The sequence below is a fragment of the Streptomyces sp. NPDC050121 genome (genome assembly GCF_044460385.1).
In the GTDB taxonomy this organism is placed as follows: Bacteria; Actinomycetota; Actinomycetes; order Streptomycetales; family Streptomycetaceae; genus Streptomyces; species Streptomyces soliscabiei.
Genome location: NZ_JBITJV010000011.1, coordinates 209,569 through 233,986, shown reverse-complemented (window position 1 = coordinate 233,986; position 24,418 = coordinate 209,569). Strand labels below are relative to the sequence as shown.

The 24,418-nt window shown below is 71.6% G+C and carries 26 protein-coding genes; 14 read left to right on the top strand and 12 right to left on the bottom strand.

What is annotated here, in order from left to right:
- Positions 1-20: 20 nt before the first annotated feature.
- Both fabI and fabG read right to left on the bottom strand, forming a co-directional pair.
- Positions 21-788 (bottom strand): enoyl-ACP reductase FabI, encoded by a 768-nt coding sequence (fabI, locus tag ACIBTS_RS19405; protein ID WP_319674846.1) that lies wholly within the window; start codon positions 786-788, stop codon positions 21-23.
- A gap of 5 nt (positions 789-793) precedes the next feature.
- Positions 794-1,498 (bottom strand): 3-oxoacyl-[acyl-carrier-protein] reductase, encoded by a 705-nt coding sequence (fabG, locus tag ACIBTS_RS19400; RefSeq protein WP_079663188.1) that lies wholly within the window; start codon positions 1,496-1,498, stop codon positions 794-796.
- A gap of 245 nt (positions 1,499-1,743) precedes the next feature.
- Between fabG and ACIBTS_RS19395 the strand changes: the two genes are divergently transcribed.
- The 3 genes from ACIBTS_RS19395 to tyrS all read left to right on the top strand — a co-directional run bounded on the left by ACIBTS_RS19395 (position 1,744) and on the right by tyrS (position 6,060).
- On the top strand, positions 1,744-3,300 hold the full coding sequence (locus tag ACIBTS_RS19395; RefSeq protein ID WP_399320767.1) for a TldD/PmbA family protein: 1,557 nt from the start codon (positions 1,744-1,746) through the stop codon (positions 3,298-3,300).
- On the top strand, positions 3,297-4,691 hold the full coding sequence (locus tag ACIBTS_RS19390) for a metallopeptidase TldD-related protein (RefSeq protein WP_399320766.1): 1,395 nt from the start codon (positions 3,297-3,299) through the stop codon (positions 4,689-4,691). The genes ACIBTS_RS19395 and ACIBTS_RS19390 overlap by 4 nt, the downstream gene beginning before the upstream one ends.
- Before the next feature lie 103 nt (positions 4,692-4,794).
- Positions 4,795-6,060: a tyrosine--tRNA ligase gene (gene tyrS, locus ACIBTS_RS19385; RefSeq protein ID WP_319674849.1), complete on the top strand. Its 1,266-nt coding sequence runs from the start codon at positions 4,795-4,797 to the stop codon at positions 6,058-6,060.
- A gap of 74 nt (positions 6,061-6,134) precedes the next feature.
- Here the strand turns inward: tyrS and ACIBTS_RS19380 are convergent, their stop codons facing one another.
- A complete protein-coding gene (locus ACIBTS_RS19380; protein ID WP_399320764.1) occupies positions 6,135-6,413 on the bottom strand; it encodes a GlsB/YeaQ/YmgE family stress response membrane protein in 279 nt (92 codons plus the stop codon).
- 203 nt (positions 6,414-6,616) lie between these two features.
- Between ACIBTS_RS19380 and ACIBTS_RS19375 the strand changes: the two genes are divergently transcribed.
- Both ACIBTS_RS19375 and ACIBTS_RS19370 read left to right on the top strand, forming a co-directional pair.
- Positions 6,617-7,060 (top strand): DUF3099 domain-containing protein, encoded by a 444-nt coding sequence (locus tag ACIBTS_RS19375; protein WP_399320762.1) that lies wholly within the window; start codon positions 6,617-6,619, stop codon positions 7,058-7,060.
- 212 nt (positions 7,061-7,272) lie between these two features.
- Entirely contained in the window at positions 7,273-7,488 is a 216-nt protein-coding gene (locus ACIBTS_RS19370; RefSeq protein WP_079663182.1) for a hypothetical protein, read from the top strand.
- 85 nt (positions 7,489-7,573) lie between these two features.
- Here ACIBTS_RS19370 and moaA read toward each other — a convergent pair whose 3' ends face one another.
- The 3 genes from moaA to ACIBTS_RS19355 form a co-directional block, all read right to left on the bottom strand.
- Entirely contained in the window at positions 7,574-8,563 is a 990-nt protein-coding gene (moaA, locus tag ACIBTS_RS19365; RefSeq protein ID WP_319674852.1) for a GTP 3',8-cyclase MoaA, read from the bottom strand.
- Between the two features lie 159 nt (positions 8,564-8,722).
- Positions 8,723-10,351 carry a cation acetate symporter gene (locus ACIBTS_RS19360; protein WP_399320760.1) on the bottom strand — a complete coding sequence of 543 codons (1,629 nt, stop codon included), beginning with the start codon at positions 10,349-10,351 and terminating at the stop codon, positions 8,723-8,725.
- Entirely contained in the window at positions 10,348-10,704 is a 357-nt protein-coding gene (locus tag ACIBTS_RS19355) for a DUF485 domain-containing protein (protein WP_399320759.1), read from the bottom strand. Before ACIBTS_RS19355 ends, ACIBTS_RS19360 begins: the two co-directional genes overlap by 4 nt.
- 312 nt (positions 10,705-11,016) lie before the next feature.
- Here ACIBTS_RS19355 and ACIBTS_RS19350 point away from each other — a divergent pair, with 312 nt between their 5' ends.
- The 3 genes from ACIBTS_RS19350 to ACIBTS_RS19340 all read left to right on the top strand — a co-directional run bounded on the left by ACIBTS_RS19350 (position 11,017) and on the right by ACIBTS_RS19340 (position 15,136).
- Positions 11,017-12,552, top strand: a complete 1,536-nt coding sequence (locus ACIBTS_RS19350; RefSeq protein ID WP_399320757.1) for a S8 family serine peptidase — start codon at positions 11,017-11,019, stop codon at positions 12,550-12,552.
- A 61-nt stretch (positions 12,553-12,613) separates the two neighbouring features.
- The gene (locus tag ACIBTS_RS19345; protein WP_399320755.1) at positions 12,614-14,086 is read left to right on the top strand and encodes a CoA transferase; all 1,473 of its coding nucleotides are present in this window, start codon (positions 12,614-12,616) and stop codon (positions 14,084-14,086) included.
- Positions 14,087-14,179: 93 nt separating this feature from the next.
- Positions 14,180-15,136 (top strand): copper resistance D family protein, encoded by a 957-nt coding sequence (locus ACIBTS_RS19340; RefSeq protein ID WP_399320753.1) that lies wholly within the window; start codon positions 14,180-14,182, stop codon positions 15,134-15,136.
- 54 nt (positions 15,137-15,190) lie between these two features.
- On the opposite strand, the gene ACIBTS_RS19335 is transcribed toward ACIBTS_RS19340, so the two are convergent.
- The 3 genes from ACIBTS_RS19335 to ACIBTS_RS19325 form a co-directional block, all read right to left on the bottom strand.
- On the bottom strand, positions 15,191-15,862 hold the full coding sequence (locus tag ACIBTS_RS19335; RefSeq protein WP_399320751.1) for a lysoplasmalogenase: 672 nt from the start codon (positions 15,860-15,862) through the stop codon (positions 15,191-15,193).
- On the bottom strand, positions 15,859-16,776 hold the full coding sequence (locus tag ACIBTS_RS19330; RefSeq protein WP_399320750.1) for a sterol desaturase family protein: 918 nt from the start codon (positions 16,774-16,776) through the stop codon (positions 15,859-15,861). The genes ACIBTS_RS19335 and ACIBTS_RS19330 overlap by 4 nt, the downstream gene beginning before the upstream one ends.
- Before the next feature lie 103 nt (positions 16,777-16,879).
- Complete coding sequence (locus tag ACIBTS_RS19325; protein WP_399320749.1) at positions 16,880-17,590, bottom strand: VIT family protein; 711 nt, start codon at positions 17,588-17,590, stop codon at positions 16,880-16,882.
- Positions 17,591-17,836: 246 nt separating this feature from the next.
- Here ACIBTS_RS19325 and ACIBTS_RS19320 point away from each other — a divergent pair, with 246 nt between their 5' ends.
- The 6 genes from ACIBTS_RS19320 to ACIBTS_RS19295 all read left to right on the top strand — a co-directional run bounded on the left by ACIBTS_RS19320 (position 17,837) and on the right by ACIBTS_RS19295 (position 22,779).
- Positions 17,837-18,838: a DEDDh family exonuclease gene (locus tag ACIBTS_RS19320; RefSeq protein WP_399320747.1), complete on the top strand. Its 1,002-nt coding sequence runs from the start codon at positions 17,837-17,839 to the stop codon at positions 18,836-18,838.
- A gap of 79 nt (positions 18,839-18,917) precedes the next feature.
- Positions 18,918-19,151 carry a hypothetical protein gene (locus tag ACIBTS_RS19315; protein ID WP_079665165.1) on the top strand — a complete coding sequence of 78 codons (234 nt, stop codon included), beginning with the start codon at positions 18,918-18,920 and terminating at the stop codon, positions 19,149-19,151.
- A 70-nt stretch (positions 19,152-19,221) separates the two neighbouring features.
- Positions 19,222-20,016 (top strand): SURF1 family protein, encoded by a 795-nt coding sequence (locus tag ACIBTS_RS19310; RefSeq protein ID WP_399320746.1) that lies wholly within the window; start codon positions 19,222-19,224, stop codon positions 20,014-20,016.
- A 14-nt stretch (positions 20,017-20,030) separates the two neighbouring features.
- A complete protein-coding gene (locus ACIBTS_RS19305) occupies positions 20,031-20,165 on the top strand; it encodes a hypothetical protein (protein ID WP_399320745.1) in 135 nt (44 codons plus the stop codon).
- 65 nt (positions 20,166-20,230) lie between these two features.
- The gene (locus ACIBTS_RS19300; RefSeq protein WP_399320744.1) at positions 20,231-22,018 is read left to right on the top strand and encodes a glycoside hydrolase family 15 protein; all 1,788 of its coding nucleotides are present in this window, start codon (positions 20,231-20,233) and stop codon (positions 22,016-22,018) included.
- Positions 22,019-22,023: 5 nt separating this feature from the next.
- Positions 22,024-22,779 (top strand): SDR family oxidoreductase, encoded by a 756-nt coding sequence (locus tag ACIBTS_RS19295; protein ID WP_319675778.1) that lies wholly within the window; start codon positions 22,024-22,026, stop codon positions 22,777-22,779.
- A gap of 18 nt (positions 22,780-22,797) precedes the next feature.
- Here ACIBTS_RS19295 and amaP read toward each other — a convergent pair whose 3' ends face one another.
- Genes amaP through ACIBTS_RS19280 form a run of 3 tightly spaced genes read right to left on the bottom strand, consistent with a single transcriptional unit; the run spans position 22,798 to position 24,415 of the window.
- Complete coding sequence (amaP, locus tag ACIBTS_RS19290) at positions 22,798-23,376, bottom strand: alkaline shock response membrane anchor protein AmaP (RefSeq protein ID WP_399320811.1); 579 nt, start codon at positions 23,374-23,376, stop codon at positions 22,798-22,800.
- A gap of 5 nt (positions 23,377-23,381) precedes the next feature.
- Positions 23,382-24,017: a DUF6286 domain-containing protein gene (locus tag ACIBTS_RS19285; RefSeq protein ID WP_399320743.1), complete on the bottom strand. Its 636-nt coding sequence runs from the start codon at positions 24,015-24,017 to the stop codon at positions 23,382-23,384.
- On the bottom strand, positions 24,014-24,415 hold the full coding sequence (locus ACIBTS_RS19280) for an Asp23/Gls24 family envelope stress response protein (RefSeq protein WP_399320741.1): 402 nt from the start codon (positions 24,413-24,415) through the stop codon (positions 24,014-24,016). The genes ACIBTS_RS19285 and ACIBTS_RS19280 overlap by 4 nt, the downstream gene beginning before the upstream one ends.
- Between the last annotated feature and the right edge of the window lie 3 nt (positions 24,416-24,418).

Sequence of the window (24,418 nt, the reverse complement as noted above, 5' to 3'; positions counted from 1 at the left end):
TGACAGGTGTGCCGGTGGCGTCAGGCGCCGATGGCGTGCAGACCGCCGTCCACGTGGATGATCTCGCCGGTGGTCTTGGGGAACCAGTCGCTCAGCAGCGCGACGATGCCCTTGCCGGCCGGCTCCGGGTCCTTGAGGTCCCACTCCAGCGGGGAGCGGTCGTCCCAGACGGAGGCCAGCTCGCCGAAGCCCGGGATGGACTTGGCGGCCATGGAGCCGAGCGGGCCCGCGGAGATCAGGTTGCAGCGGATGTTCTGCTTGCCCAGGTCGCGGGCGAGGTAACGGCTGGTGGCCTCCAGGGCGGCCTTGGCCGGGCCCATCCAGTCGTACTGCGGCCACGCGAACTGCGCGTCGAAGGTGAGGCCGACGACCGAGCCGCCGTTCTGCATCAGCGGCAGACAGGCCATCGTCAGCGACTTCAGGGAGTACGCCGAGACGTGCATGGCGGTGGCCACGGACTCGAACGGCGTGTTGAGGAAGTTGCCGCCGAGCGCGTCCTGCGGCGCGAAGCCGATGGAGTGCACGACGCCGTCCAGACCGCCGAGCTCCTCGCCGACCAGGTCGGCCAGGCGGGCCAGGTGCTCGTCGTTGGTCACGTCGAGCTCGATGACCTTGGTCGGCTTGGGGAGCTTCTTGGCGATGCGCTCGGTCAGCGTGGGCCGCGGGAACGCGGTCAGGATGATCTCGGCGCCCTGCTCCTGGGCCTGCTTGGCGGCGTGGAAGGCGATGGAGGACTCCATCAGCACACCGGAGATCAGGACGCGCTTGCCCTCGAGAATTCCGCTCATGGTTGTCAGTGACCCATTCCCAGTCCGCCGTCAACGGGGATGACGGCTCCAGTGATGTACGAGGCGTCGTCCGAGGCGAGGAACCGCACCGTCGCGGCGATCTCCTCCGGCTGCGCGTACCGGCCGAGCGGGACCTGCGAGACGATGCCCGCGCGCTGCTCATCGGTGAGCACCTTGGTCATGTCGGTGTCGACGAAGCCGGGCGCGACGACGTTGAAGGTGATGTTGCGCGATCCCAGCTCACGGGCGAGGGAGCGCGCGAAGCCGACCAGGGCGGCCTTGGAGGCGGCGTAGTTCGCCTGCCCGGGCGAGCCGTAGAGCCCCACGACCGACGAGATCAGGACGACACGGCCCTTCTTGGCGCGCAGCATGCCGCGGTTGGCGCGCTTGACCACCCGGAAGGTGCCGGTGAGGTTGGTGTCGATGACCGAGGTGAAGTCCTCCTCGGACATGCGCATCAGAAGCTGGTCCTTGGTGACGCCCGCGTTGGCGATCAGGACCTCGACGGGACCGTGCTCGGCCTCGATCTCCTTGTAGGCCTGCTCCACCTGCTCGGAGTCGGTGATGTCGCACTTGACCGCGAGGAAGCCTGCCGGCGGCTCCCCCGAGCGGTACGTGATCGCGACCTTGTCGCCGGCGTCGGCGAACGCGCGGGCGATGGCGAGGCCGATGCCCCGGTTTCCTCCGGTGACGAGAACCGAGCGGCTCAACGGATCACCCTTTCGATAGGGGTCTGACGCACCTGCCAGGGACCTGGACGGCAGGCGGCTTCCCTCGAAACCTATCGGTCGGCGTCCGGCCGAGGACATTCGGGCACCGACAGTGGCGCACGGGACAGTCTGTGGGGTCCCTACAGAAAGTTTGCGGGCGCAGGGCGGAAAGGTGTGGTCCGGGGGCCGCCCGGCGCGACATGATCGAGGCCTTCACACCGCGACGACACCAGGGAGAGACGTAGGTGCCCCATAGCATCGATGAAAGTTTCACGGCCCTACCCCTACGCGCCCTCGCCGACGCCGCTCTCGCACGCGCGCGTGCGCTCGGGGCGGAGCATGCGGACTTCCGGTTCGAGCGGGTGCGCAACGCGTCCTGGCGGCTGCGGGACGCCAAGCCGGCCGGGTCGTCCGACACGACCGACCTCGGGTACGCGGTGCGAGTCGTGCACGGCGGGACGTGGGGGTTCGCCTCCGGCGTGGATCTGACGATGGACGCCGCGGCCAAGGTCGCCTCGCAGGCCGTGGCGATGGCCAAGCTGTCCGCGCAGGTGATCAAGGCCGCCGGGTCGGACGTGGGGGCACCTCCCACGCCTTTCGGGCAGTGGGAGAGGGTGGAGCTCGCCGACGAGCCGGTGCACGCCGAGCAGACGTGGGTGTCGTCGTACGAGATCGACCCGTTCACCGTGCCCGACGAGGAGAAGGCGGCGCTGCTCGCGGACTGGAGCGCGCGGCTGCTGGCGGCGAACGGCGTCAACCATGTCGACGCCTCGCTGCTCACCGTCCACGAGAACAAGTTCTACGCCGACACGGCGGGCACGGTGACCACGCAGCAGCGCGTGCGGCTGCACCCGGCGCTGACCGCGGTGTCGGTCGACGAGTCCAGCGGCGAGTTCGACTCGATGCGGACGATCGCGCCGCCCGTCGGGCGCGGCTGGGAGTACCTCACGGGCACCGGCTGGGACTGGGACGACGAGCTCGCCCGGATCCCGGAGCTGCTCGCCGAGAAGATGCGCGCGCCGAGTGTGGACCCGGGGCTGTACGACCTGGTCGTCGACCCGTCCAACCTGTGGCTGACCATCCACGAGTCCATCGGGCACGCCACCGAGCTGGACCGCGCGCTCGGCTACGAGGCCGCCTACGCCGGCACCTCCTTCGCCACCTTCGACCAGCTCGGCAAGTTGAGGTACGGCTCGGAGCTGATGAACGTCACCGGTGACCGCACCGCCGAGCACGGCCTCGCGACCATCGGCTACGACGACGAGGGCGTCGCGGGCCAGTCCTGGGACCTGGTGAAGGACGGCACGCTGGTCGGCTACCAGCTGGACCGGCGGATCGCGAAGCTCACCGGGTTCGAACGGTCCAACGGGTGCGCCTACGCCGACTCGCCGGGGCATGTGCCCGTGCAGCGCATGGCCAACGTGTCGCTGCGGCCCGATCCGGCCGGGATGTCGACGGAGGATCTCATCGGCAGCGTCGACCGGGGCATCTATGTCGTGGGCGACCGCTCGTGGTCCATCGACATGCAGCGCTACAACTTCCAGTTCACCGGCCAGCGGTTCTTCAGGATCGAGAACGGGCGGATCACCGGGCAGCTGCGGGACGTGGCCTATCAGGCGACGACGACCGACTTCTGGGGTTCGATGGCGGCGGTGGGCGGTCCGCAGACGTATGTCCTCGGCGGCGCCTTCAACTGCGGCAAGGCCCAGCCGGGCCAGGTCGCGGCGGTGTCGCACGGCTGCCCGTCGGCCCTGTTCAAGGGCGTCAACATCCTCAACACCACGCAGGAGGCCGGTCGATGAGCGCCCGTAGCAACAAGCCGCACGAGGTCGTCGAGCGAGCCCTCGAGCTGTCGCGGGCGGACGGCTGTGTCGTCATCGCCGACGAGCAGTCGTCGGCGAACCTGCGCTGGGCCGGCAACGCGCTCACCACCAACGGCGTCACGCGCGGGCGCACGCTCACCGTGATCGCCACGGTCGACGGCAAGGAGGGCACCGCCTCCGGTGTCGTCTCGCGGGCCGCCGTCACTGCGGACGAGCTGGAGCCCCTGGTCCGGGCCGCCGAGGCCGCCGCGCGCGGTGCGGCACCCGCCGAGGACGCGCAGCCGCTGGTCACGGGCGTGGCGCCGTCCCCGGAGTTCACGGAGGCGCCCGTGGAGACCTCGTCGGCGGTGTTCGCGGACTTCGCGCCCGCGCTGGGCGAGGCGTTCGCACGCGCGCGTGCGGGCGGCCGCGAGCTGTACGGGTTCGCCAACCACGAGCTGGTCTCGACGTACCTGGGCACGTCGACCGGGCTGCGGCTGCGGCACGACCAGCCGAACGGCACGCTGGAGCTGAACGCCAAGTCCCCGGACCGTACGCGTTCGGCGTGGGCGGGGCGCTCGACCCGGGACTTCAAGGACGTCGACCCGGCGGCGCTCGACGCCGAACTGGCCGTACGGCTGGGCTGGGCCGAGCGGCGGATCGAGCTGCCCGCCGGGCGGTACGAGACGCTGCTGCCGCCGACCGCGGTGGCCGACCTGATGATCTACCAGCTGTGGTCGGCGTCGGGCCGGGACGCGACCGAGGGCCGGACGGTGTTCTCGCAGCCCGGCGGCGGCACCCGGCTCGGCGAGAAGCTGACCGACCTGCCGCTGACGCTGCGCAGCGACCCGGCCGAGCCGGGCCTGGAGTCGGCGCCGTTCGTCATCGCGCACTCCTCGGGCGGCGACCAGTCGGTCTTCGACAACGGGCTGCCCGTGCGGCCCACCGAGTGGATCGGCGGGGGCGAGCTGAAGCATCTGACGACCACCCGGCACAGTGCGGGCCTGACCGGGCTGCCGGTGGCTCCGGGCGCCGACAACCTGATCCTGGACGGCGGCGCGGACCGCTCCCTGGAGGAGATGGTCGCGAGCACCGCGCGCGGGCTGTTGCTGACCTGTCTGTGGTACATCCGCGAGGTGGATCCGGCGACGCTGCTGCTCACGGGTCTGACCCGGGACGGCGTCTACCTCGTCGAGGACGGTGAGGTCGTCGGCGAGGTGAACAACTTCCGGTTCAACGAGTCGCCGGTCGGCCTGCTGGGGCGGGCGACGGAGGCCGGGCGCACGGAGAAGACGCTGCCCCGGGAGTGGAGCGACTGGTTCACCAGGGCTGCGATGCCCGCGCTGCGGGTGCCGGACTTCAATATGAGCTCTGTCAGTCAGGGCGTATAACCTCGTAGCCGGGGATCGCTCGACGGACCGGTTCGACGGACCGGCTGGGCTGCCCGAAGAGCGTCAAGAACATCAAGAAGATCATCAAGGAGATACGAGAACCGTGACGGACATCGTCGACGAGCTGAAGTGGCGTGGCCTGTGGGCCCTGTCCACTGACGAGGACGCTTTGCGCAAGGCGCTCGCGGACGGTCCCGTCACGTTCTATTGCGGTTTCGACCCCACCGCGGCCTCACTGCACGTCGGCCACCTGGTGCAGGTCCTCACGATGCGCCGGCTCCAGGCTGCGGGGCTGCGTCCGCTGGCGCTGGTGGGCGGGGCGACCGGCCAGATCGGCGACCCGCGCCCCACGGCGGAGCGCACGCTGAACGACCCGGAGACGGTCGCGAACTGGGTGACCCGGCTGCGCGGGCAGATCGAGCCGTTCCTGTCCTTCGAGGGCGAGAACGCCGCGGTGATGGTCAACAACCTGGACTGGACGGCCGGACTGTCGGCCATCGAGTTCCTGCGTGACATCGGCAAGCACTTCCGCGTCAACAAGATGCTGACCAAGGACTCGGTTGCCCGGCGGCTGGAGTCCCAGGAGGGCATCAGCTACACGGAGTTCAGCTACCAGCTGCTGCAGGGCATGGACTTCCTGGAGCTGTACCGGCGGTACGGCTGCACGCTCCAGCAGGGCGGCAGCGACCAGTGGGGCAACCTCACGGCGGGCCTGGACCTGATCCACAAGCTCGAGCCGGAGGCCGAGGCGCACTGTCTGGCGACGCCGCTGATGGTCAAGGCGGACGGCACCAAGTTCGGCAAGACCGAGGGCGGCGCCGTCTGGCTCGACCCGGAGATGACGACGCCGTACGCGTTCTACCAGTTCTGGCTGAACGTGGACGACCGGGACATCTCGACGTACATGCGGATCCTGTCCTTCCAGTCCCGTGAGGAGCTGGAGGAGCTGGAGCGGCAGACGCAGGAACGTCCGCAGGCCCGGGCCGCTCAGCGGGCGCTGGCCGAGGAGCTGACGACGCTGGTGCACGGCGCCGACCAGACGGCCGCGGTGATCGCCGCGTCCAAGGCCCTCTTCGGTCAGGGCGAGCTGGGCGACCTCGACGAGCGGACGCTGGCCGCGGCCCTGTCCGAGGTGCCGCACGCCCGGGTCGCCGAGCTCGGGCCGGTCGTGGACCTGTTCGCCGAGGTCGGCCTGGTGGCCAGCAAGTCGGCCGCGCGGCGGACCGTGAAGGAGGGCGGGGCCTACGTGAACAACGTCAAGGTCACGGCCGAGGACGCGGTCCCCGTGAAGGAGGACCTCCTGCACGGGCGGTGGCTGGTGCTGCGGCGGGGGAAGAAGAACCTGGCCGCCGTCGAGGTCACCGGCTGACCGGCCGGCCATAGGGCGTGAGCAAGGTGGCGGCTTCCCTCGGGAAGCCGCCCCCTTCGCCGTGCGCCGGCCGTTCAGACCCGGTGTTTCCTCTTGCCCAGCGTCGCCATGTAGAGCATGTCGCCCACGGCGACGATGATGATCGCGGCGACCAGCTGGAACGCGTGGCGGCTCCAGTCGATGCCCGGCGTGGACTCGACCCCCGCCGCCTGCGCGACCGAGTTGCCCACGATCGCGCCCAGCATGCCGAAAATGGTCGTCAGCCAGAGCGGGCTGTGCTGCTTGCCCGGGATGATCGCCTTGGCGATCAGGCCCAGCACGAATCCCACGATGATCGCCCACAACCAGCCCATGGCTGCCTCCTCGTACGGCTCTACGTGAGCATTGCCCCCAAGTCTCGATCCGCTCGCCGTACGGCGCATGTCGGGTACGGCCGTACGCGGGACGACGCAGTACGTCTCCCCGGGCGGGAGACGACCCGGTCTCGAAGGCGGCGCAGCCGCGGCGTAACGTGGACAGCCGGGGAGATGCCGATGTGGGCGGACGGTGGAATGTGATGCGGAAGCAGGGTGGCGGCGGGAACGTCCAGGTGTTCCGGATCACCGGCGCCCGGCAGGGTCTCCAGGACGACGTGCGGGGCCGCCAGCGGCGGTACGTCATTTCGATGTCGGTCCGTACGGTGTCGGTGATCCTCGCGGCGACGTTGTGGAACGTGGAACGGCATGTGGCGATCGTGGCGCTGGTCCTGGGGGTGGTGCTCCCCTATGTAGCGGTGGTGATCGCCAACGCCGGGCGGGAGAACGTGCCTTCGCTGCCCTCCACTTTCGTGACCGTGCCGGTGCGGCTGGGGGCACCTCCCGCGCTTTCGGCAGCGGGGGAGGTGATGCCGCCGCGCCCGGAGGACTCCGCGGAATTCGTCCCGGAGGGGCCGGAAAGGGAAGGCTTCGCGGAATCCCTTCGGGAGGAGCCGGCGCCCGGTCCCGCCGAACGGCGGCCATGAGCCGGCCATGGGTCCGCGGTGCGCGCACTGTGCGGCAAGCTCAGGAAAAGCTCAGATCAATCATGTTGTTCCAGTGCCGTGGGAGCGGTCGGCCGTGACATACTTCGTACGCGCTCCGCATCCCCCGTCGGAGCGACGGACCGACGCCGGGCAGCTCCCCCCGTGGCTGCTCGGCGTCGCCTTTGTGTGCGGGGTTTCTGCGAGACGAAGCTGTGAGTGACGAGACTCCGATCTGTTCCGCCAAGGGCTGCCGTGTCGACGCGGTGTGGGTGTTGGCGTGGAACAACCCGAAGATCCATACGCCGGAGCGGCGCAAGACGTGGCTCGCGTGCGAAGCGCATCGCGCGCACTTGGCGGAGTTTCTCGGGGTGCGGGGATTTTTGAAGGACGTGGTTCTTCTGAAGGACTGGGAAGCGCAGGACGTCTGAAGCCTGCGGGTGCATGGGGGCTGGTCGCGCCCACGCGGCGGAGCCGCATATCGATAGAGCCCCGCGCCCCTATCGGGGCGCTCTCCTAGCCCCCGATCGCAGACATCGGCCGGTCCGGCTGTACGAAGGACGGGTCGTCCAGGCCGGCGCCCGCCTTCTTGCCCCACATCGCCAGGCGCCAGACGCGGGCTATCTCCTCGTCGGGCGCGCCGGAGCGCAGGGCAGCGCGCAGGTCTGTCTCCTCGCGGGCGAAGAGACAGGTGCGGACCTGGCCGTCGGCGGTGAGGCGGGTGCGGTCGCAGGCGGCGCAGAACGGGCGGGTGACGGAGGCGATGACGCCGACGCGGTGCGGGCCGCCGTCCACCAGCCAGCGTTCGGCCGGGGCCGAGCCGCGTTCGTCCTGACCCTCGGGGGTGAGGTCGAAGCGGGTGCGCAGGGAGGCGAGGATGTCGCCCGCGGTGACCATGCCCTCGCGCTTCCAGCCGTGTTGTGCGTCCAGCGGCATCTGCTCGATGAAACGCAGCTCGTAGGCGTGCTCCACGGCCCAGGCCAGCAGGTCCGGGGCTTCGTCCGCGTTCAGGCCCGGCATCAGGACCGCGTTGACCTTCACCGGCGTCAGGCCTGCCTCGCGGGCGGCTTCGAGGCCTTCCAGGACGTCCTTGTGGCGGTCGCGGCGGGTGAGGGTCTTGAAGACGTCGGGGCGCAGGGTGTCGAGGGAGACGTTGACCCGGTCCAGGCCGGCCGCCTTCAGGGCGGTCGCGGTGCGGCGCAGGCCGATGCCGTTCGTCGTCAGGGACATCTGGGGGCGGGGGGTCAGGGCCGCGACCCGCTCGACGATGCCGACCAGGCCCGGGCGCAGCAGGGGCTCGCCGCCGGTGAAGCGGACCTCCTCGATGCCGAGCGTGGAGACCGCTATGCCGATCAGGCGGACGATCTCGTCGTCCGTGAGGAGGTCGGGCTTGGCCAGCCACTGCAGGCCCTCCTCGGGCATGCAGTACGTACAGCGCAGGTTGCACCGGTCGGTCAGCGAGACTCTCAGGTCGGTGGCCACCCGGCCGTAGGTGTCGATGAGCACGTGGGCCCCCTCCCTCGTAGCGGATCGCGGTTCACGCCCGTCACCTGCGAGCGTACGTGACGCCACTGACAACGACAGAGCCCGACCCCACGAGACGGGACGCGGCCGCGTCGTAGAGAGCTACGACGCGGCCGCGCAGGGGGTGTGGGCGGTGGGTGCTCAGTGGGCTCCGGTGCCGGTCAGGGAGCGGACCTCCAGTTCGGCGTACTTCTCGCTGTCGGGCTCCTCCTTCGACAGGAGGGTGCCGACGATGCCCAGCAGGAAGCCGACCGGGATCGAGATGAGGCCGGGGTTCTCCAGCGGGAACCAGTGGAAGTCGACGCCGGGGAACATCGAGCTGGGCTTGCCGGAGACGACCGGCGAGAACAGCACCAGGCCGACCGCGGTGACCAGGCCGCCGTAGATCGACCACAGGGCTCCGGCGGTGGTGAACCGCTTCCAGAAGAGGCTGTAGAGGATCGTCGGGAGGTTGGCGGAGGCGGCGACCGCGAAGGCGAGGGCGACCAGGCCGGCCACGTTCAGATCGCGGGCGAGGGCGCCCAGCAGGATGGAGACGGCGCCGATGCCGACCGTGGCGTAGCGGGCCGCGCTCATCTCCTGCTTCTCGGTGGCCTGACCTCGCTTGATGACGTTCGCATAGATGTCGTGCGCGAACGACGAGGACGAGGCGAGGGTGAGACCGGCGACGACCGCGAGGATGGTGGCGAAGGCGACCGCCGAGATGGTGGCCAGCAGGATCGCGCCCCAGTTGGAGTCGACGCCGCCGAGATGGAGGGCGAGCAGCGGGGCGGCCGTGTTGCCGGCCTTGTTGGACGCGATGATCTCGTCCGGTTTGATCAGCGCGGCGGCGCCGAAGCCGAGGGCGAGGGTCATCAGGTAGAAGGCGCCGATCAGGCCGATGGCCCAGATGACCGACTTACGGGCGGCCTTGGCGGTGGGCACGGTGTAGAAGCGGATCAGGATGTGCGGCAGGCCTGCGGTGCCCAGGACCAGGGCGATGCCGAGGGAGATGAAGTCCAGCTTGGTGGTGCCGGTGGCGCCGTACTTCAGACCGGGCTCCAGGAACGCGGCGCCCTTGCCGCTGTTGTCGGCGGCCGAGCCGAGCAGGTCGGAGACGTTGAAGTCGAACTTCAGCAGGACCAGGAAGGTCAGCAGCAACGCGCCGACGATCAGCAGGACCGCCTTGACCATCTGGACCCAGGTGGTGCCCTTCATACCGCCGATCGTCACGTAGACGATCATCAGGACGCCGACCAGGGCGACGATACCGATCTTGCCGCCGTCGCTGGTGATGCCGAGGAGCAGCGAGACCAGGACGCCCGCGCCCGCCATCTGGGCCAGCAGGTAGAAGATCGAGACGACGATGGTGGAGGTGCCGGCGGCCGTGCGGACGGGGCGCTGGCGCATGCGGTACGCCAGGACGTCACCCATCGTGTAGCGGCCGGAGTTGCGCAGCGGCTCGGCGACCAGGAGCAGGGCGACCAGCCAGGCGACCAGGAAGCCGATGGAGTACAGGAAGCCGTCGTAGCCGAAGAGGGCGATGGCGCCCGCGATGCCGAGGAAGGACGCGGCGGACATGTAGTCGCCGGAGACGGCGAGGCCGTTCTGGAAGCCGGTGAACTGGCGGCCGCCGGCGTAGAAGTCGGCGGCGTCCTTGGTCTGGCGGCCGGCCCAGACGGTGATGACGAGGGTCGCGACGACGAACACCGCGAACAGGGTGATGATCAGCGTGCGGTGCTCGCTGGCCTCGCCTGCGGCGAGCAGGGTGGTGTGCTGTGCGGGGATCATTCTCCGCCCTCCATCCGGGACTTGATGGCCTCGGCCTTGGGGTCGAACCTGGCGGCGGCGGTGCGCGCGTACCACCAGGCGATGAGGAACGTGGTGAGGAACTGGGCGAGGCCCAGGGCGAGGGCGACGTTGATGTTGCCGAAGAGCTTGGTGCCCATGAAGTCGCCCGCGTAGTTGGACAGCAGGACGTACAGCAGGTACCAGGCGATGAAGGCGACGGTCAGCGGGAAGGCGAAGCCGCGGTAGGAGCTGCGCAGTTCACCGAACTCCGCGCTCTCCTGCACCGCGACGAACTCCTCGGTGGAGGGGAGTTGGGCTTGGGTTTTCGAGGGGGGCGGTGTCTCGGTGGCCACGGAGTCTCCTCGTTGCGCATGCGGGTCGGACGGCGAAAGGAGGCGAGTTTCCTCTCGCTCCCTGCCCAAGGTCACGGCGCCGCACGGGGGCGGGTTCAACGCATCGGGCGGCTTTGTCGAAGTGGCCTTCGGCAGGTCATGACCAACGAGCGTGGGCCGCGACAGGTCATGGGCCGGCAAACTCGGCGCCTGGAAATCATTGCTGGCCGGTGAGTCAGGGAGATAGCTTCGGGCGAGCACCACCCGTCATGTACCTGTCCAGGCAGCACCTGTGCCTGGGCAGGTCCCGTTTCCGGATGATGTGGAGACCCCATGGCTCATCTGCCTTCCAGACGCCGCCTCGCTCTCGCGGTGCCCGTCGTGCTGTCGCTGACCGCCTCCCTCGGCTTCCTGCCGACGGCGGCCTCCGCGGCCCCCGTCACGACCTCCGCCACCCAGACCGCGGACGCCGGCACCCTGGCGTACGTCGTCAACACGAAGGTGGACCACCGCACGATCGCGTCGGTGAAGAAGGCGATCGCCGCGGCCGGCGGCACCGTCGTCGCGGCGTACGACAAGATCGGCGTGCTCGTCGCGCACTCGGCGAACCCCGACTTCGGCGCGCAGATACGCGCGGTGCGCGGTGTGCAGTCGGCGGGCGCGACCCGTACCGCGCCGCTGAGCGCCGCCGGGACCACCGACGAGGGCGCGGCGCAGGTCCTGTCGAAGGCGGAGGCCGCGAAGATCGAGAAGGCGTCCGACGCGGCGGGTCAGAGCGAGCCGCTCGAGGCCGACCAGTGGGACCTGCGGGCGATCGGCGCCGACAAGGCCGCCGAGATCAACCCGGGCAGCACGAAGGTGACGGTCGCCGTGATCGACACCGGCGTCGACGACACCCACCCGGATCTCGCGCCGAACTTCTCCGCGTCCCAGTCGGCGAACTGCGTCGGCGGCGTCGCGGACACCACCCCCGGCGCCTGGCGCCCGTACAACCCGGCCGAGGACTACCACGGCACGCATGTCGCCGGTGAGATCGCGGCGGCCCGCAACGGCATCGGCGTGGCGGGGGTCGCGCCCGGCGTGAAGGTCGCCGGCATCAAGGTGAGCGACCCCAAGGACGGCCTCTTCTACCCGGAGAACGTCGTCTGCGCCTTCGTGTTCGCCGCCGACCACGGCGTCGAGGTCACGAACAACAGCTACTACGTCGACCCGTGGCTGTACAACTGCATGGACGACCCCGACCAGAAGGCCATCGTCGACGCGGTCAACCGGGCCCAGCTGTACGCCCAGAAGAAGGGCACGCTCAACGTCGCCTCGGCGGGCAACTCCAACCACGACCTGGACTCCGACGCTCTCGTCGACTCCTCCAGCCCCGACGACTCCACGCCGGTGACGCGGACGGTCGACCCGCACGAGTGCTTCGACGTCCCGACCCAGCTGCCGGGCGTCGTCACGGTGAGCGCGACGGGCGTCAAGGGCACCAAGTCGTACTACTCCAGCTACGGTCTGGGCGTCGTTGACGTGGCGGCTCCGGGCGGCGACAAGTACCAGATCCCGGACACCCCGTCGGCCAACGGACGCGTCCTGTCGACCATGCCGAACAACGCCTACGGCTTCCTGCAGGGCACCTCGATGGCGTCCCCGCACGTGTCCGGTGTGGCCGCGCTGCTGAAGTCGACGCACCCGTGGGCGACGCCTGCCCAGCTGCAGGCGCTGCTCAAGCTGCAGGCCGACAGCACGGCGTGCCCGGCCGGGCCGTACGACGGCAACGGTGACGGCGTCGTGGACGCCACGTGCGTCGGCGGCAAGCGCGTCAACGGCTTCTTCGGCTTCGGTGTCGTCAACGCGCTGAAGGCCGTGAAGAAGTAGGCCCGTGTAGGACCCACGCGGATTCCTGACGGCGATTCGGTCACTGCTGCATAGTGCGGTCATGACTGGTATCGAGATTGCCTGGTCCGCGGTGGGCGGCGACCCCGCTCTGCTCCCGCGGGTGTCGACCGTGGTGCGGGAGGGCGCTCTTCAGGGGCGCCTTCCCGTCCGGGAGCTGGCGCGGGCCTGTACGGGCGCGTGCGCGCTGGCCGCCGCCGAACTGGGGGCGCGGCGGGCCGGGCTCGCGAAGGCGCCCGAGGTCCGGGTGGACGACGGGGCGGTGGCCACCGCGTTCACCAGTGAGCGTCAGGTGCTGGTCGACGGGCGGCCGCCGGTCCTCTTCGCCCCGCTGTCGCGGTTCTGGCGCACGGCCGACGGATGGGTGCGCACCCACGCCAACTACCCCCACCACCGTGCACGGTTGCTGAAAGCGCTCGACCTCGCCGCACACCCCGAGGACACCGCCCCGGCCGTCGTGGAAGCGGCGCTCGCCGAGCGCTCCGCCCTCGACGTGGAGAACACGGTCTACGCGGCCGGGGGCCTGGCGGTCGCATTGCGCACGCCCGGGCAGTGGGCCGCGCACGAGCAGGCGGCCGCCGTCGCCGCCCGCCCCCTGGTCGAGCGGGGCCGACTGGACGGGGCACGCGCGCGTGCGTTCACTCCGCTGGAGGGCGCCCCGCTGCTGCCCGCCGCCGGGCTGCGCGTCCTGGACCTGACCCGGGTGCTCGCCGGGCCGGTCGCCACCCGCACCCTCGCCCTGCTGGGCGCGGACGTCCTGCGTCTGGACGCGCCCCACCTGCCCGAGCTTGCCGACCAGCACGCCGACACGGACTTCGGCAAGCGCTCGGCGCTGCTGGACCTGACGGCGGACCGGCGCGCCTTCGAGGAGTTGCTCGCGGCGGCGGACGTCGTGGTCACGGGGTACCGGCCGGGCGCCCTGGACCGGTTCGGACTCTCCCCCGAGGCGCTGGCCGAGCGCCGGCCCGGGCTGGTCGTGGCACAGGTGTCGGCGTGGGGCGCGTACGGGCCCTGGAGCGGGCGGCGCGGCTTCGACAGCCTGGTGCAGACGGCCACCGGCATCGCGACCGTCGAGGGCTCGGCCGAGCGGCCCGGCGCGCTGCCCGCGCAGGCCCTCGACCACGGCACCGGCTATCTGCTGGCGGCGGCCGTACTGCGGGCGCTGACCGAACAGTCGTACGACGGCGGCAGTCGGTTCGTGCGGCTGGCGCTGGCGCGGACGGCGGCGTGGCTGACCGGGAGTGTCGACCGGGACGGCGGCATCGGGGCGGACGCAGCGGACGGCGTCCGGATGGGCGAAGCGGAGGGCAAAGGGATGACCAAGGAGGAGCGGCGGGAAGCGAACGGCGAGGTGGGCGGCGAGGCGTACGGGGGCCCGGGGCCCTGGCTCGCGGAGACCGACAGCCGCATCGGGCGGCTGCGGTACGCCCTTCCGGCGGTGTCGTTCGACGGCGGCCCGGGCGACTGGACGCGGCCGCCCGGCGTCTGGGGGGCCGATCCGGCGCGCTGGCTCTGAGCCGCCGACGATTCACCCGCGGGTGGGCGCCATGCCCTCCGGTCGTTTCAGGCCGACTTGCCCGGTTTTGTCGTACATGGTGAAGATCCTGCCATGGCCCTCATACGACCGACCGAAGCAATCGACACTGCGCGCCGTACCGGCCTCGGCCCCGGCCGGGCCGTTGCACTGCTCGTCCTGGTGGGGCTCGGGGCGCTGGTCCCCCTGCTCGGGCCGTCCCTCGCCGCGCACAGCACCGGGGAGGCCACGACCCCCGACTCCGGCGTGGTCGCGCTGCTGCGGGCGGCGCTGTTCGCGGCGCTGTCCGTGCAGATGGGCGAGGTGTTCGGGAGCGGACTCGCCCGGCGGCTGCCCGACGCCCCGGCCGGGCGGCCCGGCGAGTGGGCGCCGTACGCGGCCGTCGTGGGGTTCGCCGCCGCCGCGACGGCCGGAGAGCTGGCGCCGCACGGGCACGGCTCGCGGAGCGGGGTCCTCGCGCTGCTGGAGGCGGTCGCGTTCGCGGTGGCCGGGCTGTGCGCGCTCTCGCGCCGGCCGGACCGTCAGCTGTGGCCGCTCGCGGCGGTCGTCCTGGCGGAGGCGCTGCGCGCACACCCGCCGACCGAGCACACGCCGCTGATCGGCTCCGCGCTGACGGTCGCGCACCTGACGTGCTCGGCCCTGTGGGCGGGCGGACTGCTGAACGTGCTCCGTACGCTGCGCCGATGGAGCGGCAGCGAGGCGGGGACAGCGCTGCTCGGGCTCTACGCGCGCGTGGCGGCCGTCCTGTTCGCCGGGGTGACCGCGACCGGGCTGTGCAGTTCGCTGCGCCGGATGCCGTCGGAGAGCGTGCTCGACCAGCTCACGACGACGGCGTACGGGCGCGTGCTGCTCGCCAAGGTGCTCCTCGTCGGCGCCGTCGCCCTGCTCGCCCTGTGGGCGCGGACCAGGCTGCGCCGGGCCGCCGACCCGCTGACCGCCTGCTCCCCCGCGCGCGTGGAGATCGTCACGCTGGGTGTGGTGGTCGCGGTGTCGGGGTTGCTGACGGCGTTGCCGCTGCCGATCAAGGGATGACGGTCAGGGCGAGCAGCGCGGCCGGCAGGCGGTCGTCGCAGGCCGCCTCTGCGCTCAGAGGGTGGTCGAGCGCACTTCGCCGTACGACGTCGCCGCCGCGCGTCGCCCGCCGAGGGCGACGAGGGTGCCGTGCACCAGCAGGAACTGTGCGGCGACGTAGGTGAGCATGATCCACAGGTCGGGGCGCGGAGGCTGCGGCCGGTCGGCGATGCCGGTCGCGATGAGGGTGTCGGAGAGCAGGAACAGCACGCCGCCTGCGCCCGCGACCGGGCCCAGCCGGATGGCGGCGACGCAGGCCATGGCCGTGAGCAGCGTGCTGTAGACGGCGACGGGGAGGCGCAGGTCCGCGGGGAGGCCGGGCCACAGCAGGGCGACGGTGGCGACCAGGACGACGGCGTAGCAGGGGGCGAGGAGGGGGCCGCGCGCGCGTGGGCGACCGCCGCGCACGAAGAGCGTCAGATAGCAGACGTGCCCGGCGGCGAAGGAGGCCATGCCGGCGAGGAAGGCGGGGTCGGCGTCGGTGAGGAGCAGGACGTCGCCGCCCCAGCCGCACAGGAGGGCGGCGATCAGCGGCCGGGGCGCGCCGCGCAGGGCGGCCCAGGCGGCGAGGAGGGGCATGAGCAGCGGCTTGGCGAGGACGTGCCCCGTATCGAAGCCGGCCGCGAGGGAGATCAGGTCGACGGCGGTGGCGAGGCCGAACGCGGCGAGCGGGAGGCGGGGGTTCACGCGGCCGCGTTCTCCTCGACCGATGACGGGGCGGAGGCGGAGGCTGAAGCGGGGGCGGCTGAGGCGGGGGCAGCTGCGGCGGTCGACGCCGGCTGCCAGCCGGGCCCGCGGAACACCCGCCCCGTCCGCTCGCGCCAACCGCTCGCCGCCTTCAGGTCCCTGGCGATCGCGACGTACTCGTGCGTGGCCACCTTCACCGGGTTGAACGTGCCGATGTTCTTGGTCAACCCGTAGACGGGCCGGTCCACCTCGGGCACGAAGGAGCCGAAGAGCCGGTCCCAGACGATGAGGATGCCGCCGAAGTTGCGGTCCAGGTAGCCACCCTGGGAGGCGTGGTGGACGCGGTGGTGGGAGGGCGTGTTGAACACGAACTCCAACCATCGGGGCAGCTTGCCGATCCGCTCGGTGTGGATCCAGAACTGGTAGACGAGGTTGGCCGAGGAGCAGAACGCGAGCGCGGCCGGGTGGACGCCGAGGGCGATCAGGGGGACGTAGAACGGCCAGACGGTCAGCGTGGTCCAGGGCTGGCGCAGCGCGGTGGTGAGGTTGAACTTCTCGCTGGAGTGGTGGACGACGTGGCAGGCCCACAGGACGCGGATGACGTGATGGCCGCGGTGGGACCAGTAGGAGAAGAAGTCCTGCGCGAGCAGCATCAGCGGGAGTGTCCACCACAGGACGGGGACGCGCAGGGGGGTGAGTTCGTGGATCGCTGTGTAGATGGCGACGATCGGGATCTTCCAGAGGAAGTCGAAGAGAAGACTTCCCAGCCCCATGCCGACGCTCGTCACGGCGTCCTTCGCCTCGTACCCGGCCGCGCCCTCGTCGGGATGGATGCGGACGCTGATCATCTCGACCACGGTGAGCAGCACGAAGGCGGGGATCGACCACAGCACGACATCGGGCAGGTTCGGCATGCAAGGACCGTAGAACCGCTGGTGGGCCCCGGCTAGACGTTGTTACCCACAAGTATTGCCCACGGTACGCGCTTGCTTCTTGGCGATCTCCGCCAACAGCACCTCACACCCCCGCCGCCCCCAGCAGAGCCCCCACCGCGTACGTCACCCCCATCGCCAGTGCCCCGCCCCCCACGTTGCGCAGCACCGCGCGCCCCGGCGGAGCCGAGCCCAGGCGGGCGCTGGCCCAGCCCGTGACGGTGAGGGCCACCAGGACCGACCCGACCGTCACCGGGAGGCGCCAGGCCGGCGGGGGCAGGACGATGGCCAGGAGAGGAAGCAGGGCGCCGGCGGTGAAGGAGAGGAAGCTCGCCCAGGCCGCGTGCCAGGGGTTGGTGAGGTCGTCGGGGTCGATGCCGAGCTCCACGCGCGCGTGGGCCTTCAGTGCATCCCGTTCCGTGAGCTGGACAGCGGCCTCCCGGGCCACCTGCCGGGACAGGCCCCGTTCCTCCAGCAGCTCGGTCAGCTCCTCCAGTTCGGCCTTCGGCTGCTCGCGCAGTTCCCGCCGCTCCAGCGCGAGGGCGGCCTTCTCGGAGTCCCGTTGCGTGGACACAGAGACGTATTCCCCCGCCGCCATGGACATCGACCCGGCGAGCAGGCCGGCGAGGCCGGCCGTCAACAGCGCCGAGCGGTCGTCCGTCGCGCCGGCCACGCCGACGACGAGGCCCGCGGTGGAGACGATGCCGTCGTTGGCGCCGAGGACGGCGGCGCGCAGCCAGTTCAACCGGGATCCGAGGGAGGCGTCGTGGGCCTCGGCGTGGGTGGGTTCCGTCACAGGAGGGAGGATGGCACCCCGGGCGTCATGGGCCTCGTACCGACGCTCGTGCGCCGCGACCGGTCGACCGCCCGCCGTCGCCGCTCAACCGCGCCTCGGCCCCCCGCACTTGTGCGCCCGTCAGCCGGCGGTCGTACGCACGCGCACATGGGGAGCGAACTTCCGTACGGGCCGAAGGGCTTCCCGCGCCCTGGTCCCGGGGCAGGTGCGACGAGGTGTCAGTGGTGGCCCGTATCCTCAGTGACCATGCTCGAAGACCACACGACGACAGCGCCGTCCCCCACGGAGTGGCCGACCGCGTATCCCCAGGGGTACGCGGTCGTTGACGTGGAGACCACGGGCCTGGCCCGGGACGACCGGATCATCTCCGCCGCCGTCTACCGGCTGGACGCGCGCGGCGAGGTCGAGGACCACTGGTACACGCTGGTCAACCCGGAGCGTGATCCGGGGCCGGTGTGGATACACGGTCTGACGAGCGAGGTGCTTCAGGGCGCGCCTCTTTTCCAGGACGTCGCCGAGGAGTTCGCGGCCCGGCTCGACGGGCGGGTGCTCGTCGCCCACAACGCGGTCTTCGACTGGCAGATGATCGCGCGGGAGTACGCGCGCGCGGAGCGCGAGGCGCCGGTGCGGCAGCGGCTGTGCACCATCGCGCTCTCCAAGGAGCTGGGGCTGCCGCTGCCCAACCACAAGCTGGAGTCGCTGGCGGCCCACTTCGGCGTCGTCCAGCAGCGGGCGCACCATGCGCTCGACGACGCGCGCGTGCTCGCGGAGGCGTTCCGGCCGAGTCTGCGGGCCGCGGCGGCGGGCGGGGTGCGGCTGCCGCTGCTGGAGTGCCGGCCGCTGACGGAGTGGTCCGACCGGCCCGCGCCCCGGATCGGACAGCAGGCGAGCGGCCCGGGCGGCGGCTACGGCGGTTACCGCCCCGGCAGTTGGCGGCCGTCCCGCAAGAGGCCCGCCTGTCCGTACCCCAACCCCGGGCGGTACGAGGACGGCAAAAGGCTCAAGCAGGGCATGCGGGTCGCCTTCTCGGGGGACACCTCGGTCGAGCGTGAGCTGCTGGAGGACCGTGCCACGGAGGCGGGGCTGCACGTCGCCACGAGTCTGTCGCGGGTGACCAGTCTGCTGGTCACCAACGACCCCGAATCCGGCACGTCGAAGGTGGTCAAGGCCCGGCAGTTCGGGACTCCCGTCGTGGACGAGGCCGCCTTCGGGCAACTCCTGCGGGACGTGGAGCCGGCCGACGGATGACCGTACGTACGGGTGATTGACGCGCGACTCGCCCGCCGTCCGCTCGCCCGCCCGGGGACGAGCGCCCACCCTGTGGCGCATGGCGAGATGCGAAGTTTGCGGCAATGACTACGGAATGACCTTCGAGGTCCACGCCCAGGGCGCGGTGCACGTCTTCGACTGCTTCTCCTGTGCGATCCACCGTATGGCCCCCATCTGCGAGCACTGCCGGGTCCAGATCATCGGCCAGGGCGTCGAGGTCGAGGGGCACTGGTTCTGCGGCGCGCACTGCGCCCGCGCGGAGGGCAGGGTGGGGATCGTCGACAAGGTGTGAGCCGACCCCGGAGGCCTCCCTTCCGGTACCCGCCCGAATGCGCCCCACGACCGAGTTGTACGGTCGTGGGGTGTACCGCTTCCTGTTGTCCCGGCAGTGGGTGATCCTCACGCTGGTCGCTCTCCTCCTCATCCCCACGATGATCAGGCTGGGCTTCTGGCAGATGCACCGCTACGACGAGCGCACCGCGCGCAACCAGTTGGTCTCCGACGCGCTGGGCGCCGATCCGGTGCCCGTGGAGCGCCTGACCACCCCGGGGCACACCGTCACCCGCAGCGAGCGGTATCGGGGCGTGACCGCCACGGGCACCTTCGACACCGCGCACGAGGTCGTCGTCAGGCGCCGGGTCAACGCCGACGAGACGGTCGGCTTCCACGTCCTCACGCCGCTCGTCCTGACGGACGGCAAGGTGCTGCTGGTCAACCGGGGCTGGATCCCCGCGGACGGTCCGAGCCAGACCGTGTTCCCCAAGGTCCCCGCGCCGCCGAGCGGCCGGACCACCGTCACCGGGCGGCTGATGCCCGACGAGACGACCGCGGCGAGCGGCATCAAGAACCTCAAGGGGCTGCCGGACCGGCAGATCATGCTGATCAACAGCGAGCAGCAGGCCCAGCGGCTCGGCGCCCAGGTGCTCGGCGGCTATATCGCGCAGACCGCGCCCGAGCCGAAGGGCGACAGCCCCGAGCTGGTCGGGGCGCCCGGCAAGGAGGACGCGGCCCTGAACTACGCGTACGCCATCCAGTGGTGGCTGTTCGCGGCGGGCGTCCCCTTCGGCTGGGTGGTCCAGGCCCGCCGCGAGGCCCGCGACCGGGCCCAGGCGGCGGCGAAGGAAACGGAAGAACAGGCCGAACCGGCGGCGGTGTAGCGGCGGACGGAACCGTGGCCTGCGCCGAGAGCACCGCGCTGCTGCGCGACGACCGGCGGGTGCTGGTCGACGCCCCCAGCGGTTGCCGCCCCAAGTGCGAGACGCTCGTGCCGCGGCACCGGCCCGGGCTGAAGAGCGCGACGCGGTGAGCCTGGGGTCACCCCCCCGGCCGCACCCCTGATTGCCCCCCGGGTCTGCTGGGAACCCGCACCCCGTGCACCCCCGTATCGAGGACTACGCGCTCATCGGCGACGAACAGACCGCGGCTCTGGTCGGCGTCGACGGTTCCGTCGACTGGCTCTGCCTGCCCCGGTTCGACTCCGGTGCCTGCTTCGCCCGCCTCCTCGGAGGCGACGAGAACGGCCACTGGCGCATCGCCCCCAAGGGAGTGAAGGATGCCTGCACCCGGCGCGCCTACCGGCCCGACACCCTCGTCCTGGACACCGAGTGGGAGACCGCCGAGGGCGCGATCCGGGTCACCGACCTGATGCCCCAACGCGACCGGGCCCCCGACGTCATCCGCATCGTCGAGGGACTGCGCGGCCGGGTCACCGTCCGCAGCACGCTACGGCTGCGCTTCGACTACGGCTGGGTCGTGCCCTGGATGCGCCGGGTCGACGGGCACCGGGTGGCGATCGCCGGTCCCGACGCGGTCTGGTTCCGCAGCGAGCCGGCCGTGCGCACCTGGGGCGAGGACTTCCGCACGTACTCGGAGTTCACCGTCGCCGAGGGCGAGTCGGTGGCGTTCGTGCTGACCTGGCACCCCTCGCACGAGTCCCGGCCGTCGCTCGTCGACCCGTGGGAGGCGCTGCGCACCAGCGTCGAGGACTGGCAGGAGTGGGCCGCCCGCTGCCGCTACGAGGGACCCCACCGGGACGCCGTCGTCCGCTCCCTGATCACCCTGAAGGCCCTCACCTACGCCCCCACCGGCGGCATCGTCGCCGCGCTCACCACCTCCCTGCCGGAGGAGCTGGGCGGGGTGCGCAACTGGGACTACCGCTACTGCTGGCTGCGCGACTCCACCCTCACCCTCGGCGCCCTGCTGGCGGCCGGCTACCAGGAGGAGGCCGAGAACTGGCGCAACTGGCTGCTGCGCGCCGTCGCGGGCGACCCGGCGGACCTGCAGATCATGTACGGGCTGGCGGGCGAGCGCCGGCTGCCCGAGAGCGAACTGCCGTGGCTGTCCGGCTACGGCGGCTCCACGCCCGTACGCATCGGCAACGGAGCCGTCGACCAGCTGCAACTGGACGTCTACGGCGAGGTGATGGACTCGCTGTCGCTGGCCCGCACCTCCGGTATGTCGCCCAAGCCGCACATGTGGTCGTTGCAGAGCGCGCTGATGAAGTGGCTGGTCGAGAACTGGCGGCAGCCGGACGAGGGGCTGTGGGAGGTGCGCGGCGGCCGACGCCAGTTCGTGCACTCCAAGGTGATGGTGTGGGTGGCCGCCGACCGCGCCGTCCGCACGCTGGAGGAGTACCCGAAGCTGCGCGGCGACCTGGAGGGCTGGCGGGCCCTGCGTGACGAGGTGCACCGCGAGGTGTGCGAGAAGGGCTACGACCCGCGGCGCAACACCTTCACCCAGTTCTACGGCTCGGCCGACCTGGACGCCTCGCTGCTGCTCATCCCGCGCGTCGGCTTCCTGCCGCCGGACGACCCGCGGGTGGTCGGCACCGTCGACGCGATCCGCGACGAACTCGGGCACGGCGGCCTGGTGCGCCGCTACAGCACCGACGGCGCGCCCGTCGACGGTCTGCCGGGTGACGAGGGCACCTTCCTGGCCTGCTCGTTCTGGCTCGCGGACGCCCTGCACATGACGGGCCGTACGCAGGAGGCGCGGGAGCTGTTCGAACGGCTCGTCGGCCTGGCCAACGACGTGGGGCTGCTGGCGGAGGAGTACGACCCGGTGGCCGGCCGGCATCTGGGCAACTTCCCGCAGGCGTTCAGTCACATCGGCCTGGTGAACACCGCCCTCGCCCTGTACGACGGCGAGGGGGCAGGATAGGGGCCATGGATCTTGGACTGAAGGACCGGGTGTACGTCGTCACCGGGGCCACGCGGGGCCTGGGCAACGCCGCCGCGCGTGAGCTCGTCGCGGACGGCGCGAAGGTCGTGCTGACCGGGCGGGACGACAAGCGGGTCGCCGACGCCGCGGCCGAGTTGGGGGCGAACGCCGTCGGTGTCGCCGTGGACAACGCCGACGCCGGGGCGGCGGCCCGGCTGATCGCCGCGGCGCGGGAGGCCTTCGGCGGGTTCGACGGGGTGCTGGTGAGCGTAGGCGGTCCGCCGCCCGGGTTCGTCGCGGACAACACCGACGAGCAGTGGCAGGCCGCGTTCGAGTCGGTGTTCCTGGGGGCGGTCCGGCTCGCGCGGACGGCTGCCGCCGAGCTGGAGGCGGGCGGTGTCATCGGGTTCGTGCTGTCGGGATCGGTGCACGAGCCGATTCCCGGGCTGACGATCTCCAACGGGCTGCGGCCGGGGCTGGCCGGGTTCGCGAAGTCGCTCGCCGACGAGCTGGGGCCTCGGGGGATCCGCGTGGTCGGGCTGCTGCCGGCGCGGATCGACACGGATCGCGTGCGCGAGCTGGACGGACTGTCGGCCGACCCCGAGGCCACTCGGGCGGCCAACGAGTCCCGGATCCCGTTGCGGCGGTACGGCCTGCCGGAGGAGTTCGGGAGAACGGCGGCGTTTCTCCTGTCCCCCGCTGCCTCCTATCTGACCGGCATCATGGTGCCTGTCGACGGCGGGATGCGGCACGGCTTCTGAGCGTCTCGTCGCAGAGCGTCAACTGACCCTTTCTGCCTTGTGTTCGGCTGCCTTCATGCGTACCTCGGCCGGCAGTGCCTTCAGTGCCGCCGAGTTCTTCGCGTGGGTCAGGGCCTGGGTCGTCAGGTGGTCCAGGGTCGTCGCCGGGTCGACATGCGGCTCCAGGAGCAGCCGTACGTGTGCCTCGGGAGCCTCCCTCCGGCCCGTGAGCCGGACGTGGGCGTGGGCGACGCCGTCCATCCGGCCCGCCTCGCCCGCGAGTACGCCCTCCAGGGCGCGGCCCCGCAGCAGGGCGCCCGCGCCGTCGCCCGTGTCGAGAAGGACCTCGCCGAGCCGGCGGCGGCGCAGGACGGCGGTCAGCCACCACAGAGCGAGCAGCACGAGAAGGGCGAGGACCGCGATGACCGTCGGCCACCACCAGGTCTCGTCGCGCCAGCGGGTGCGTTCGGCGGTGGTGAGGAGGCTGTCGTGGGGGCCTTGGTGCAGCCACCAGGACGGCGGCGGGGCGCCCAGGCCCACGGCCAGGACCGCGCCGCCGACGGCGAGCAGCACCAGCCCGATGACGCCGAAAAGCACACGGTTGACGGTGCCGAGCATCGTCTTCACCCCTTCTTCCCGGGCCGCCGTACATGGACCGAGAGCGCGGGCGGCCGGGTCAGGCCCAGGCCGCGGACCGCGTCGGTGAGGACGGCCTCCAGGTCGGAGTGCACCTCGTCCAGGTCGCGGAAGTGGGAGACCACGCGGACGTCGGCCCTTCGGCGGCCGACGCGCACCCGGGCCGACTGCACGCCGGCGATCTCCATGGCCCGGTCGCGCAGCACCAGGGCGGCCGTGCCCCGGTGCAGGCCGGCGCGGACGTCGGGGCGGGGGCGGGTCATCGGCAGGACGTCCCTCAGACCCGGGGTGACGGCCAGCACGACGAGCCACAGGCCGAGGGCCGCCGCGGCCCCGGCGCCGATCAGCACCCAGACGTCGTCGAGGGGGCGTTCGGCGAGCTGCCGGGCGAGTTCGCGCCGCCAGGCCATGACGGGCCGGTGGGCGCGGACGGCGGCGACGTCGTAGAGGAAGGCGCCCGCGACGACCAGCAGGAGCACCGCGACTACGGCGGCGGGGACGCGGCGCGCCGACCAGAACCGGTGGTTGGCGAGGCCTGGGTCACCGCCCGCTCCCGGGTCGGTGTCCTGCGGGGGCTTCTCCAGAACGGGCACAGTGCCCTGCAAGCCTGCGGGCTCGCTCATCGCGTCCTCCCGTGTGCCACGCCGGGGGCCGACGTCAGGTGCAGCCGTTCCACCTGGACGGCGACCTCCGGAACCTCCATTCCCACCAACGCGCCTACCCGCTCGGTGACATGACGACGCACCTCATGACAGCGGGCCCCGATGTCGGTCGGGTAGTCGAGCTCCAGATGGACTCTCACGTGCGCGGCGTCATGGTGGACGAGGACGGTGGCGTGCGGGCGTCCGGCGTCCGCGGGCAGGGGGCCCACCGCCTCGCGGGCGGCCTGGGCGGCGATCTTCGCCACGACCCGGTCGGCGATCCGGGTCGCGCCGCGCAGGCCGGGGGGAACGGCCGCCGACCGTCCGTCCGGGGCGTCGCTCCCCTCGTTCGCCGTCGCCGTCGCCGTCGCCGTCGTCATCGC